The organism is Tenacibaculum litopenaei (assembly GCF_964514025.1).
Lineage (GTDB): Bacteria > Bacteroidota > Bacteroidia > Flavobacteriales > Flavobacteriaceae > Polaribacter > Polaribacter litopenaei.
The window spans coordinates 453,703-468,014 of the sequence record NZ_CAZEQT010000006.1 but is presented as its reverse complement, the minus strand read 5'-3'; the positions used below and the strand labels follow the sequence as shown (position 1 = coordinate 468,014).

Here is a 14,312-nt window from a genome sequence, read left to right as displayed (position 1 = left end):
GGTATGAATTGTCCTACAAAAAATATAAATAAATTACTTTTTCTTGCCATTATTGGTGTAACATCAATACTATTTTCAGATTTCCCTATTTTAAACAAGTTTAGTATTCCAAAATGGGCAATTTTAATTCAACCATTGATGTTATCAGTTTTGTTAATGCTGTTAGGCACATATTCCTTAAATAAAACATCTTATCCATTTAAGTTTAAAAACCAGAAAGAACTTTTAGAACTAGATCAAAAAGGAATAATTGTAAGTGTAGTCTTATCTTTTCCTTTAGGGGGTATTTTATTTTTAATTACTCCCTATTTTGAAAGTTTGTTACCAAACTTTTTAAAAGAATTCAAAATAAGTATCATAACTAAGGTTTTTTACGGTGGTCTCAATGAAGAATTGATAATGAGATTAGGATTATTATCGTTTCTGTACCTCATTTGTAAGAAGTTCTTTACTAGTCTAAAATCAAAAATTTTCGCTTTAGTAATTTCTTCAATTTTGTTTGCATTAGGCCATTTGCCGATTTTATTCATAGATGGAACACCAAACTTTAATTCAGTGGTATTTGTAATTAGTGTTAACGTGTTCTTTGGCCTTGTTTACGGTTATTTATACATGAAATACAATTTAACAGCATCTTTTATTGCTCATGCCTCTACTCATATAGTGCATTATTTATTTATAATGGTCTTAATTTAAATTTAAAAACTATGGAGAAAATTAGGAAATCAATTTCTACAGAACCGATATCTTGCTTTTTAGCTTTTTTAGTGCTCTTAATTTCATGTAGCGCACCGGATGAAAATATTGTTCTCGAAAATGAGAATAGTTTTAATAAGATGTCAGGAGACCAAATTTTTAGAAGTATATTATTTAAGGAAGGGGTTCTTGGAAAAAAAATGTACAATAAAGACGATATCGAGTTAATTAATGGTCTTGATTTAGAGGTTTTTAATAGGTTTGAGTTGCTTAAAAATGAAATAGTAAATGATATAAATAGGAGAAGTCCTTCTTATTTTGATGATTTTAAAAAGAATGTATTGACCAATGACCATAATCTACTTTTAAATACTTTCTTAAACGCTAAGCTTTTAGTAAAAAAAACAATACAAGTAAGATTTAAAATTAGCGATGATAAATTAAACAGCTATTATAAAATGAATTTAAAGAGAGAACTACAGAAACAGAACTTTGGAATTATGGATAAAGAGGTATGTGTGGCTGTTTTAGTTGTTGTTCTAGTTTTTGTATTGAAAGTTGTTTTAATACCCGTTATAGTTGATAATAATGAGATAACTAGACTAGAAGCAGAACAAACGGTTAACAGAATAATTTCTATTAATCAATAAACAATTATGAAAACAGTTAGAAATCACTTCATAACGAAAATCACTTCTCTGGTATTAGCCTTTTCTATATTATTAGTCTCATCATGTAGTAAAAACGATAATACTATAACTAATGAAAATTTTCAATATAGTGGAGAGGACTATTTTAACGCTATTTATTTTAAAAAAGGGGATCTAGCAAACAGAATTTATAAAAATGATCTTAAAGATTTGAAAGGGGATAATTCTCAGTCTGATAAAGAGGTTATACAAATACAACATATTTTACTATCTAATTTGATGGCTCAAAATCCACGCTTTATGTCTGAATTTGAAATAGCGATCAAGTCACAAAATTTAAAAGAGATAGAAAGAATAGTTAATATAGGAGGAGAATTGATTTTTGATACAGCAAAGACTATCCATAATGATGATAGTTTAAAAGGCATTCGAACATTTCAAAAATTTGTCAAAAATATTGATTCTAAATCTTATGTTTCTATTGATAAAGAAGCTTGCGTATTATATTTAGTAGCTGTTTTTGCTATTGCAGTTTATGCTGCTGTTTATTTTTGGAAAATTGGTCCGAGAGGAGTGGCGCTTGCAGATAGAGATTCTAATACTCAGCTTTATAAAGAGCAATTTATATACAATATATATGAATTACAGCAGTAAAAAACACTTAGTATACCCTTTTCTAATAATATGTTTTTTTTGGGGGTATTGTATACATACTTTGTTGGCAGTATATATGCCTTATAATCCAGTGTCTTATTCTAAATCTTTCAAAGTAACCTTATCTCTTTTTGTAGTTGAGGGGTGGGCTTTTTTTACTAGAAACGCGAGAGAGCCAAATTTGTATATTTATAAAATTGATTCAGAAAGAAATTTAAAAGTTCTTGATTTTCAAAGAAACACTAGCTTTAAGAATTTTTTTGGAATATCTAGAGCTGCTCGTTCTTTATCAGTAGAAATTGGTGGATTGCTAATTGATATAGATTCTTCCAAATGGTCTAAAAATGAAGAAAAAAGTATAACTAAACAGTTCTTGAAATCAGAAACTTTTCCAGTAACTAATGAAGCTATCAACCCAGTCTTGACAGATACAATTTTTCTCGAGTACAAAGAGAAAGTACCATGGGCTTGGATAAAGTCCTATGATAGTATTACTATGTCTTCGAAAACTATAAAACTGTATGTTTTACCTAAAGAAAATTATTAATATTTTAAATGAAAGGACTAACAAATGGATAGAAAACTTTAGATGGTCAAATACTTACGGTGTTGGAAGAAGTTTTATCGCGATGAGCTTATTTTTAACCTTGATTTCTAGTGATATTTTTCGTCTGATAAAACCATTAGGTTCTTTAAATGAAGTTCATAACTTGAGCTATATATCAAGAATAAGTATATTTTATTTGTTAAGAGATCATATTATTCTGGCAAAAATTATTTGTTTAATAATATTGGGATTGGTAATTAGTGGATGGAGACCTAGATTTACTGGCTTTTTTCATTGGTGGGTAGCGTTTAGTTTTTCAACATCTTCGTTAATTCTTGAAGGGGGAGATCAGATTGCAGAGATTTTGACGTTACTTCTAATTCCAGTTACTTTGGCTGATCACAGAAGGTTTCACTGGCAAAACAATATTAAATGCTATTTATCTCGTTCTTTGGTGGCCGATACCATAGTACTTTTTATAATTTCAATCAACTTTATAATTTCACTTCAGGTGGCTTTCATATACTTTCATGCTTCAGTAGGAAAGTATTCATCAGAAGAGTGGGCTAATGGAACTGCAATTTACTACTGGTTTGACAATTCTATTTTTGGGCTATCTAATTTTTGGAGAAAAATTATGTTTCCATTATTAAAAAATCCTTATCTAGTTACAGGGATGACTTGGGGCACTCTTCTTCTTGAAATATTATTATTTATGGGTATTGCAATTTCAAAAAGTGAACCAAAAAGAAAAAATTTACTTTGTCTTGGTATTGGCTTTCATTTTTTAATTGGTTTATTCTTTGGCTTATGGACTTTTTTTATAACAATGACGGGAGCGTTAATTCTCTATTTAGGCCCAAGAGATGGTTTTACTAAAAAATACTTCAAATGGTAGCATATAATTTTCACTCAGCAAAACTGAAATATTCCCCTGCTGCCGCACGATTGCATTATTTGGAATATCTACCTTAATAGCTTAAATACAATTATATTATCTTAACAATCCTTTCCCTCCATCACAATCTATAGCACTACTATAAACATAATCTTTCTAGATGATGAAATTTATAATTCCTACTCATAACTATGTTTACAAAATATTTTAAAACATCTGCTTATACCACACTATGTAATCGTGCGGGAGCGGGGGTAGGTATAGAGAAGACAGAACGATCTGGGTATTTATAGGGTGAAGTAAAGAATAAGGAAGAAATAGTAAAGATTTAGAAGAAAGCCCCATGAAGAAGTAACTAGACAAAATAAGCTCATTGATACTCATAAATGTGAAATATTGTCAATGGGAAGAGTAGAGGTCATGAGTGAGAATTATGAATTGGTCCAAAGCTTTTGTAAACTCATGAAAGCTAGCGCCTCTAATAGGGTGCTTTTTTTTGTAGCTAATTCTCGATCCTTATAAAATTATAGTTTTTTTCTACTTTGATTACGGTTTTCCGTAATTGTCATAACTCCTGCATCTTTATATTTACAAACGTATCAATTATAATGATATACAATAAAATCGATTAAGAATTAAGATAAGGTGCATAACGATGTATTTTATGCGTTTATAAACAAGTTGTAGCCAATACGAAAAAAACACCCCGAAATAAACAAAATGCTAGACCAATCATTCTCATATGAAAATTTCAGAATACTCCTTGACGTTGAGAATAGGAAAGGGCGATACCTAGAAGATAAAGTATTTTTTGAATCAGATATTTTTAAAAAATCGAGAGAAGTTTCAGATTTAATTATCGAAAAAAATAAAGAAATAAGGGAAGAATCTTATAAAGTTAAATCTATTCGAAAAATTGAAGATAGGGATTATACAGAACTAGATAAATTAATCTTAGAAAAAGACGAACTTAAAACAACTAGAGAAAAAGAACTTGAAGATATATTAATTGAGATAGCTAAAAAAACGGATGTTGAAGATTATGAATTGAAAATCAAAAAAGGACAAATAAAATGGGGAAGTCAATTATATGAAATTAAACATAATCCCGAAAATTATTTTGTCACTAAACAGTTGCAGAGAAATATATACAAAACATTTAAAGTTAAACAAGGTGATAGAAAAGTAATCATTGACCAATTAAGATTAATACTAGATGATGGTTTTCCTAAAATAATTATTCGAACAGATATTAAAAAATTCTATGAATCTATACCTCACAAAGAACTTTTAGCTAAAATTGAAGAAAATAGCTTGCTCAGTTTTCCTTCAAAGAAAATGATAAAACGAGTATTAAATCAATATTGGGATATCCTTGTATCAGATGGAACAAAACTTACTACTGATAAACGAGTTGGAATACCAAGAGGAATAGGATTTAGTGCTTATTTGGCAGAACTATATTTGAGAGATTTTGATAATAAAATCACAGCTTTAAATAATGTTACCTACTACTGTAGGTATGTTGATGATATTGTAATAATAATTACACCAAATCATAGAAATGAAACTAAAACTGTTTTAGCATATCAAAATGAAATTAGTAAAGCCTTATTAAGCTCTACAAAACTGAATATAAACGTCAGTAAAACAAAGATTATCAATCTTACTCCTAAGAATAAAGAAAGAAAAAAATCTATCACTTACGAATTAACCTATTTAGGCTATAAATTTAAAATCCCTTACAGTAGAAAAAAGGAATTTATTACAAAAGACAAACTCCAAATCTTTATGTCAGATGACAAACTCGAAAGGTTTAAGAAAAAAATAGATGCTTCATTCTCAGATTATAATACATCTATTTTAAAATATTCAACAGAAAAAAATTCAACCGAAAGAATGTTGTTAAAAAGAATTAAGTTTTTAACTAACAATCATCAATTGTTTAGAAGAAAAAGCAATGTATTTATTGGTGTTTATTTTTCAAATGAGTTTTTGAGTTTGCCTTTATCTGATTTAATCACATTAGATGATTACTTAAAAAACAAAATATCAGCTTTACCAGCTTCAACAAATAATAAACTTATAGATAAATTAAACAAATTGTCTTTTGAAAATGGCTTTAAAACTAAAAGCATAGTACGATTTAGTACTGATTCTTTTAAGAATGGGAAAATGATTCAAATCTGGAAAAATTTATAGTAAATGAGAAAGAAAATTCCAATTACATATTCTAAAGAGCGAGTTGTTTTATCTGATGTACTTCCATATGAAACTCCAGTGACTTTTTCAAATAGATATTTTTACAAGTATTTAATAAAGAGTCTAAAAAGTAAATCTAATTCTGCTTACAAAGAAAAATACAATAAAGCTTACTCTCAAATTGAATCAATTCTATTTGGAGTTGAAGAGAAAACAAAACCTTTTAACTTTAATATTACACATAAACAAAATGATTTTAGAGAATTATGTGTAATACATCCTGTTAACCAACGAAAGATGGTAGATTTTTATGAAAAATATAAAAACATAATTATCTATTATTCTTCATTAAGTCCGTTTTCAATAAGAAAACCATCCAAAGTAGCCAACTTTACATTCTATAATGATATCCTTCACAAAAAAAATGAAGACAAAGACTTACAACACTCTCAAATTGAACAAGATGATAGTGAGTATGAAAACTTAAAATCTTTTTTTAGTTACAGGAAATATAGTAATATTCACAAATTTTATGAATCATATCAATTTCATAGAAGTGAAAAAAAATACAATAAACTCTTAAAAATAGATATAACAAAATGCTTTGATAGCATTTATACACACACGCTTCCTTGGGCATTATTTAACAAGAGCATTGTTAAAACAAACATTCCTTCATCACTCCATACTTTTGGTGGTGAATTTGACCGTTTAATGCAAGACCTAAATGGAAATGAGACGAACGGAATAATTATTGGACCTGAGTTTTCAAGAATATTTGCAGAATTAATTTTACAACAAATAGATATTAATATTTATGAAAGACTAAAAACAAAAGATTCAAACGGAAAAAATCTAATCCATAAGGTAGATTATGAAATATTTAGATATGTTGATGATTATTTTATTTTCTATAATGAGGAATCAAATAAAGATAGAATAGCAGAAGCTTTTAAATTATCATTGAAAGAGTACAAAATGTATTTGAATGATAAAAAATCCATTCAATATTCGAAACCAATTATTACAGAAATAAGCATTTCTAAACAAAAAATAAATGACCTTTTCAACAACCACTTAATATTAAAAGAAAAAGAAGTATTAGAGGAAGATGAACAATCAACTCCAATTCTATATTTCAGCTCTAATAATATAATAACTCGTTTTAAATCTATTATAAAGGAATCTGGAGTAGAATATAAGGATATAATGAATTACACATTAGCAGTCCTTGATAATAAGACAAATAAATTAATTAAGAAATATAAGAGCCTTGAAGAAGAGGTTTCTAACAAAATCCAAAAAGAATTTGAAAAAGGGTTTTTAGAAATTCTTGATGTAACATTTTTCTTGTATTCAGTCTCTCCAAAAGTTAACTCCACAATAAAAGTTTGTTTAATAATAGATAGAATTAATAGCTTTTTAAAAAAGAACAAAACCAACGAATATATAGAACCATTTTCTTCAAATAACAAGCATAATATTTTTAAAAAAATATCTGATGAAATCAATTTAGTTCTTCATAAGAACAAAAGCAAAAAAGAAACACAAATTGAAACTCTATATTTACTAATAGCACTAAATCAACTAGGAAGAGAGTACAGGCTAAATCTAAAGGTTTTATGCTCATACTTTAATGCGACAATAAAAAAAGACGATTCAGTTCAATTCAATAACGATTTAAACTATTTTTCAATAACAGTTATATTATTTTATATTAAGGATATTAAAACATACAGACCTCTTTTAGAAGAGTTAAAAAAAGTTATTTTAGAAAAATTTAAAGCAGGAAAAATATACGGCTGGAAAGATAATACAGAATTGGTCTTACTCTTTTTTGATGTATTAACTTGTCCATATCTAAATAATGAAGTTAGAGAACACTTAAAAACTAAAGTAAAGGATGCTAGGACAAGAGGGTCAAGAAGGTTAAAATCCTATATTAAAGAACTAAAAGACGAAAAATATAAATATAAGAGAGAATTATTATCTTTAGTTGATATAACTGATAATCAAATTACACTAATTGAACAAGAACAGTTTTGGTTTACAAAATGGACTGAATTTGATTTTGGTCTAGAATTACAAGCCAAAAGAAGTCAAGAAGTGTATTAAGAAATACCGTAACTGACAGTCAGCAATGACAACACACACAAACGGTGTAAGTAAACTCTATAGTTGAGTTCTTACAAGAAAGTAGTCTGAGTCAGGGACTACTTTTAATTAATCAGAAGAAAAATGTACTGGCTACAACAATGTATATAAAAAATAGGCGGAATAGTAATAAATTGAAGAGTTTTAGCTCGTATCAAGGTTTATGCTTATCCGAAAATTTGTGTTTCGAAATCGCCTACGTTTCATATACTAACCGTTACCCACAATATGAAAAAACTGCTCACGATAATATTTAGTTTAATAATTAGTCTTTGTTTTTCACAAACAAAAGAACAACTGATTGATTCAATTATTAAAGTAAACAGAGTGGAATCTGATTGTGTTGGAAATGGCTGTAGGGTAAGTCCGCAATACACAAGATTTCAAGAATTAAAGAAAAAACTATCCGACAAAGAACTGACTGAATTGTCAAAACACAAAAATCCAACAATTCGGACTTACGCTTCAATTGAACTCATTCAATCTGGCAAAGGAAACGTTCCAGAGTTACTATCATCCGAATTACAAAATAATGAACTGGTTGAAACCTTTGAGGGCTGTATAATTGAAATGGACCCTGTTTCTTCAGTAATTTATCACGAATACTGGAACAAAATAAGAATTGAGGCTTCCTCAAAAATTAAAGGAAATAATTACGAGCAAGATTTAGCAATTAAAAAAATTCTTGCAACTGACGTTGTAATGGAAAAGTTAGATAGTATAATTATCTATTCTGACAAAGAAGTTTATTGGTTGCTTTATAGCAGAACCTTTGAAAATAGAAAACATAAGGATAATTATTTGCCAAGAATTGAGGAATTAGCTTTTAACAAAAACAATTCATATGCTTTTGAGTATTTAGAAAAATACTATAAATCAGAATACTCAGAAAAATTAGAAAACTATTTAAGAAATGACTTTCCTAAAGCCAAATTTCAAACCGAAAATGAAGTTTTCTATTTGCACTCATTTATAGAAACACTATTGGAAAGCAAGAACGAGGAATTTAAAAAGATTGCAATAAATAAATTAAGAACAAATGAAGTCTGGAAAGACCACAAAGGTTGGTTCAATACGACTTTTAGAAAATACGGAATTGAACTTTGAAAAAATACTGTGGGCAACAATGTATAATGGCAATTACGGCGGATTCGACTACGTCCGAATCCACTCGGAATTGCTAAAGTGAGGGATAATCCAAAAATTAACAGATATTAAGCCGTAACTAATAAGAATTCATCAAAAATAATGAAGATCTAAAGTTGAGTCTCGGAAACATTAATGAATTCGGACTTATTCCAACGGGAGGGATTTCAGTTAAAACTGACTCGAAAGGAAAGACAAGGAATGCCAATATTAACCTTGTAGTTAAAGGAGATAAGGCTTATAAAAAATTCACTGTTTTGGTTTACAAAGATTATGGAGAAGATTGGAAAGTATACGAAATTAAATAAAACACCTAGCTAATACCTGTATAATTAATTGCTTGCGGATTTTTCCTTCGGACAAATCTCGGAAAACCAAAAGTTCACCACTTTTATTTAACTTTACAAACAAAAAAGCGCAAATAACAATACACAAAACGTTATCTTACATTATGAATAAGAAATGGGAAACATAGAATCCTCAATGGATTGTTGATATAGCAAAAGAACAGATTCCTGACAAAACGGAGATAATTACAGCTTTGTCAAAGTGTTTAAAGGCTAAATCAGAAAGTAAAGCTTACATTTATTTCGTAAATGGAGATACCCCTAATGAGCCTAATTCTGAATGGCAATTTCAAGAAAACATAACTCTTGAAGATAAAAAGAACGGAACGATTGTTATTGACGTACTAAAAGGAAATAAAATCGGAGGAGTAGAATTTTTAAAATACTTAATATGAGCAGATACTTCAAGAGAAATTGGGATGAAACTAGAGGAGATGAATTTGACTTTTGGGGAAAATCAACTTGGTACTTTGAAGTAGGTACAGATGGATATCCAATTAAACAAATTGAACTTTACGAGAATGGTAACCGATTAAAATATCATTCCGAAAAGACTTTTGATGATTATGGAGGTCTAGGTGATCAAGCCCTAGATTTTGATGAATTCAAGGAGTTTGAAATTGAGAAAGCTGAATTTGAAAATGAATGGAATAAGTCAAACTAAAAAAGGAAGATCAAGAGATTCTTGATTTAATTTCTAATTATTTGGCGAATCTTTATAACCAAAGATTTGGACAAACTATTTTCAATTTAGGGATAAATCAATTTGTAAATGAAAAACACCCTGAAAAGGAAAATTATCAAATAGAGACATATATAATAACCAAGATAGTGTGATAATCGAACGGATTAAATCACAACTCAAATGGTTTGAAGAACAGAAAAATAGAAGATAACAATTTGTATAATGCATATACACCCTTCGGGATGCAAACACACCATACAAGAGACGTTCAATAATATTTTCTACAAACACCTTAGTTAAGGTGTTTTTTTTATGTCCAAAATTTAAGTAAGCAAGTATTAAACTAACAGTAGGTTCTCCGTTACATGAAAACAGGTAAACGTTCTTTGACATTATTGTTGTAAATATTTATTTCCCTAATTTGTGAGTATAACGACCTATTTTATGCGTTTGTAAACAAGTTGTACAACATTTAAAAGCAAAGCGGTATAAAAGGACTGATCATCCAATTATGTAAAGTATGTGAAAGTAGAAAATTCACTTTAAAAATAGAGTAAGCTGATTTAAATGTCTAAAATTCAATAAATAAATTTAACAGTCATAAAAAAATAATCGACAAAATTGATAATTATGAATATTAAAAAATCATTGATAAAAGTTAATATAATTACTTTAAGTCTAACTATAATTATTAGCACATTACTTTCGTGTAATTCTGATAATACGCATGAAGAAGTTGGTCAAAGTAAAGAACTTTGGCGTAAAATGGAGCTTTCAAATTCTGAGATTAAAAATATGGCTTTAGACCATAACGTTCATCTGGGGAAAATATACAGTAAGATGTATGGTTTTAAGTTTAAAAAAACTGGTGATGAGCAATTTGAAGAAATGAAACTACAATTAATAGCGGGGTTTGCTGAATCTAATGAAATTATAGCATATTGTGAGTTTTTTGATAATGTAAGAAACGCAAATCTAGAAGATTTACTAGAAAATGAGTTTGAAAAAGAATATGTTCGAAGTATAACATCAACTCTAAATTCATCAAGTAATCATCAAGAATTAAAAGATAATTTAGATTTAATAATATCTGAAATTGACAACGATTCAATAGATTTTTTTAAGACTCCTTTGAAACTTTATGCAGAAACATTAAAGGAATCAGCTTATTATTGGTGGTCTACAGAAAAAGGCGGAAGTGGTATTGGATATAAAATTATGGAAAAGAGAGGTAAAAACAGATCTATGAGAACAATGAGAAATGTAGCAGAAACAGATGCAAAAGCTATATCTGCAGGTATGATTGGTATCGCTGCATATGGTAGTTGGGGTGTTTTATTTGGACCTGTTGGTTTTGCTTTGATAGGGGCATCATTTATAGGAGTTGCCGTAGGTAGTGCATTTGCTTCAGCTGTATTCTAATGAAAAGGATTGTTTTAATAATTATAACAATAATTCTGATTTTTTTAATGCATTGGCTATTGCTATATGGAGAAAATCAAGAATTATTTGATTTTAGAAATTTTAAAGTGATAAAATCATTTATCATTTCATCTGTTGCAATACTTCTCATCGGAGTTGTTGTATTTTATCAGAATAGAAAGTAACGTTGCACAACACGGTATATAAAATAGTAGTTAAGTTTAAACTGTAAAGTTTATGGTTTTCTGCTATCTTTGTTTCTATACTGAAAAGTAGAGCTCTTTATTCTGATACTTTTTACATACAAAACCGTTGCACCTCTTAAGAGAAAAACGATGCAGAGAAAAATAATTATCATACTATTTCTGACTTTATCTTTCAAAGGATTCAGTAATGAATTAGATACTTTGGACTATTGGCACGTTTATATTAATGACAAAATAATAGCGAAATTTAATTCTGTTTCTAAAGACTTAAATATCAAAATAAACAAATCAGAAATCAAAAAAATCGACACAATTTCAATTCGTTATGGAAAAGATACACGATGTTTGAATTGCAAATACATTCTATTTGTTCGTGACGAAAGAAAACGGAAATTGAGAATTACTGAATCTGACAAGTATTGGGGTAAGTTATCTTTCGGACTTTCGGATTTAATTGAATTCGGACAAAAAAACAAAAGTAAACGCTATGATTTTTATTACTGGGAACGTAATAGTGACGGAAAAAGTGGACGAATGCAATTGATATTGCAAATGACATTGGAATGAAAAAATACGAACGTACAACAATGAATAATCGCAATTACGGCGGATTCGATTTCGTCCGAATCCACTCGGAATTGCTAAAGTGAGGGATAATCGAACGGATTAAATCACAACTCAAATGGTTCGAAGAACAGAAAAAAAGAAGATAACAATTTGTATAATACATATACACCCTTCGGGATGCAAACACACCATACAATAGACGTTCAATAATATTTACTACAAGAGCTTTTAATAGAAGCTCTTTTTTATTGTCAAAGATTTTGTTTAACGATATCGAAAGATGTCATTTTAAGTGTAGGTTCTCCGATACTGTTAAAAACGGAAAAATGTTCTTTGACATAATTGTGATAAATATTTTTTTATTAGTTTCGCGCTTCGAAAATTGCCTTATGAATATGCTATGAATACTATTTCAAAATTCTTTTTTGGGGCGTTATAATTAAAAAAATAAAATTAATATGAAAATTCGTGCTATAAGACTATTCGTCTTGGGTATTATCTCTATGACATTATTTAATTCTTGTAATTCAAATGAAATTGAAGAGTTGCAAAACAAAATTTCTTCTTTGGAAAGTACAGTTTCCGCTTTAGAAGAAAGGATTCAATTATTGGAAACAGATGTTGCTGAATTAAAGGAATTGATAGACAAAGTGAATAAACTAGAGCAATCTTTGCAAAGCCTTGGTAATCTGGTTACAACACATACTCAAGAATTAAATGAATTTAGAGATAGAATTGATAGCCTTGAACAGGCTATGGTAAATACAAATGTAGATATAGGGGATCTCGAAGCTCAATTAGCCAAGATAAAAGATGATTTAAGTCTTTTTCTAGAACAAAATAAAATATACACAGGTGATTTTAAAATACAATCAGATTCGGATATTCAGAAATTACAGTGGTTCGAACAAGGGAAATTTGAAATTATTATGGGAGATCTTTATATCTCTGAAACGTCACTTGTAAATATTGATGAGTTATCTACTTTGAAAGGTGTAGGTGGTATGGTATCTATATATAAAAACCAAAAATTACTGAATTTAGACGGTTTGACTAATTTAAGCGAAATAGTGAAAAGTTTTGATATTTCTCAAAATAATTCATTGGTGAGTTTAAGTGGTCTATCAAATTTAAAATATGTAGGTAGGAGATTTTTTATTTCTTTAAATAATTCTATTGAGTCTTTATCGGGGTTAGACAATTTGGAATCAGTTGTAGAAGATTTAAGTATTAATTCAAACCAATCACTGAGAAATATATCGAGTTTAGGAAGTCTGAATTCAATAAGTGGTATTAGTATTGGTTATAATCCTTCACTCAAAAACTTAGTTGGTTTAGAAAAAGTAACAAAACTTAATGGTTCTTTATTTATATATAATAATGATTCACTAGAGAGTTTAGACGGTCTAAATAATTTAGCAGAAGTAAGAGGTTATATGGAAATTTCAGGTAATAAATTACTCAATAATATATCCGGTTTAGAGAGTTTATCCAAGGTTGAAGATAATTTTTATATTTCTTCCAACGAAGTATTGGAAAGTTTAGATGGGTTGGAGAATTTAACAGAAATCTCGGGATGGAATTTTCAAGTTTCGAATAATAGGTTCTTGAAATCTCTTTGTGGAATAAGAAATTTTTTACAACTTTCAACATCAACAAATTTTACTTGTATTAATAATGGATATAATCCGACTAGACAGGATATTATTAATGGAAGTTGCAGGCTTTAAATAACTTTAGTTTTTAAAATATTAACCAAAAAACACCTTTTTTAAGGTGTTTTTTTATTTCCTAGAATTAAGTAAGCAAGTATTAAACTAATTGTAGGTTAATCATTCTTCATATACTTTGAACCAAAGGAAAGAATGATAACAAAAACGATAAATAGAGATATTGAAGTTAATACAAGAGATAGAGGAAAAGCACCTGTTAGTTTTGACAAAAACAAATACACAAAAGGGTGTAAAATCATAATACCAAACCAAGTAAAACCAATGAATTGTATTCTTTTCATAAAACAAAATTAGTAAAAACAGAATAAGGTAAAAGTGTAGTTAAAGCTTTTTAGCCATAGCGGAAAGAATGATAAAACATATTGTGATTGTTCCAAAAAAAATATAGTCATTAAATCCTTCAAA

Annotated in this window: 14 protein-coding genes; all 14 read left to right on the top strand. The window is 28.5% G+C overall.

Features of this window, described 5'->3' with window-relative positions:
• The first annotated feature begins 3 nt into the window (after positions 1-3).
• A complete protein-coding gene (locus tag ACKTS5_RS10725; protein WP_408043866.1) occupies positions 4-696 on the top strand; it encodes a CPBP family intramembrane glutamic endopeptidase in 693 nt (230 codons plus the stop codon).
• Positions 697-707: 11 nt separating this feature from the next.
• Positions 708-1,346 (top strand): hypothetical protein, encoded by a 639-nt coding sequence (locus ACKTS5_RS10720; protein WP_408043865.1) that lies wholly within the window; start codon positions 708-710, stop codon positions 1,344-1,346.
• 6 nt (positions 1,347-1,352) lie between these two features.
• Positions 1,353-2,000, top strand: a complete 648-nt coding sequence (locus tag ACKTS5_RS10715; RefSeq protein WP_408043864.1) for a hypothetical protein — start codon at positions 1,353-1,355, stop codon at positions 1,998-2,000.
• A 64-nt stretch (positions 2,001-2,064) separates the two neighbouring features.
• Positions 2,065-2,547 carry an SdpA family antimicrobial peptide system protein gene (locus tag ACKTS5_RS10710; RefSeq protein ID WP_408043863.1) on the top strand — a complete coding sequence of 161 codons (483 nt, stop codon included), beginning with the start codon at positions 2,065-2,067 and terminating at the stop codon, positions 2,545-2,547.
• Positions 2,522-3,445, top strand: coding sequence for a sporulation-delaying protein SdpB family protein (locus ACKTS5_RS10705; protein ID WP_408043862.1), 924 nt, complete (start codon positions 2,522-2,524; stop codon positions 3,443-3,445). The genes ACKTS5_RS10710 and ACKTS5_RS10705 overlap by 26 nt, the downstream gene beginning before the upstream one ends.
• A gap of 720 nt (positions 3,446-4,165) precedes the next feature.
• Complete coding sequence (gene drt3a / locus ACKTS5_RS10700) at positions 4,166-5,647, top strand: antiviral reverse transcriptase Drt3a (protein ID WP_408043861.1); 1,482 nt, start codon at positions 4,166-4,168, stop codon at positions 5,645-5,647.
• 3 nt (positions 5,648-5,650) lie between these two features.
• Positions 5,651-7,762: an antiviral reverse transcriptase Drt3b gene (gene drt3b, locus ACKTS5_RS10695; protein ID WP_408043860.1), complete on the top strand. Its 2,112-nt coding sequence runs from the start codon at positions 5,651-5,653 to the stop codon at positions 7,760-7,762.
• A 267-nt stretch (positions 7,763-8,029) separates the two neighbouring features.
• Positions 8,030-8,908, top strand: coding sequence for a hypothetical protein (locus ACKTS5_RS10690; RefSeq protein ID WP_408043859.1), 879 nt, complete (start codon positions 8,030-8,032; stop codon positions 8,906-8,908).
• A gap of 155 nt (positions 8,909-9,063) precedes the next feature.
• Positions 9,064-9,255, top strand: coding sequence for a hypothetical protein (locus ACKTS5_RS10685; protein WP_408043858.1), 192 nt, complete (start codon positions 9,064-9,066; stop codon positions 9,253-9,255).
• 233 nt (positions 9,256-9,488) lie between these two features.
• The gene (locus tag ACKTS5_RS10680; protein WP_408043857.1) at positions 9,489-9,689 is read left to right on the top strand and encodes a hypothetical protein; all 201 of its coding nucleotides are present in this window, start codon (positions 9,489-9,491) and stop codon (positions 9,687-9,689) included.
• Positions 9,686-9,958 carry a hypothetical protein gene (locus tag ACKTS5_RS10675; protein WP_408043856.1) on the top strand — a complete coding sequence of 91 codons (273 nt, stop codon included), beginning with the start codon at positions 9,686-9,688 and terminating at the stop codon, positions 9,956-9,958. The genes ACKTS5_RS10680 and ACKTS5_RS10675 overlap by 4 nt, the downstream gene beginning before the upstream one ends.
• A 651-nt stretch (positions 9,959-10,609) precedes the next feature.
• The gene (locus ACKTS5_RS10670; protein ID WP_408043855.1) at positions 10,610-11,401 is read left to right on the top strand and encodes a hypothetical protein; all 792 of its coding nucleotides are present in this window, start codon (positions 10,610-10,612) and stop codon (positions 11,399-11,401) included.
• Between the two features lie 335 nt (positions 11,402-11,736).
• Positions 11,737-12,174, top strand: a complete 438-nt coding sequence (locus ACKTS5_RS10665) for a hypothetical protein (protein WP_408043854.1) — start codon at positions 11,737-11,739, stop codon at positions 12,172-12,174.
• 458 nt (positions 12,175-12,632) lie between these two features.
• Complete coding sequence (locus tag ACKTS5_RS10660) at positions 12,633-13,904, top strand: hypothetical protein (protein ID WP_408043853.1); 1,272 nt, start codon at positions 12,633-12,635, stop codon at positions 13,902-13,904.
• Positions 13,905-14,312 lie beyond the last annotated feature (408 nt).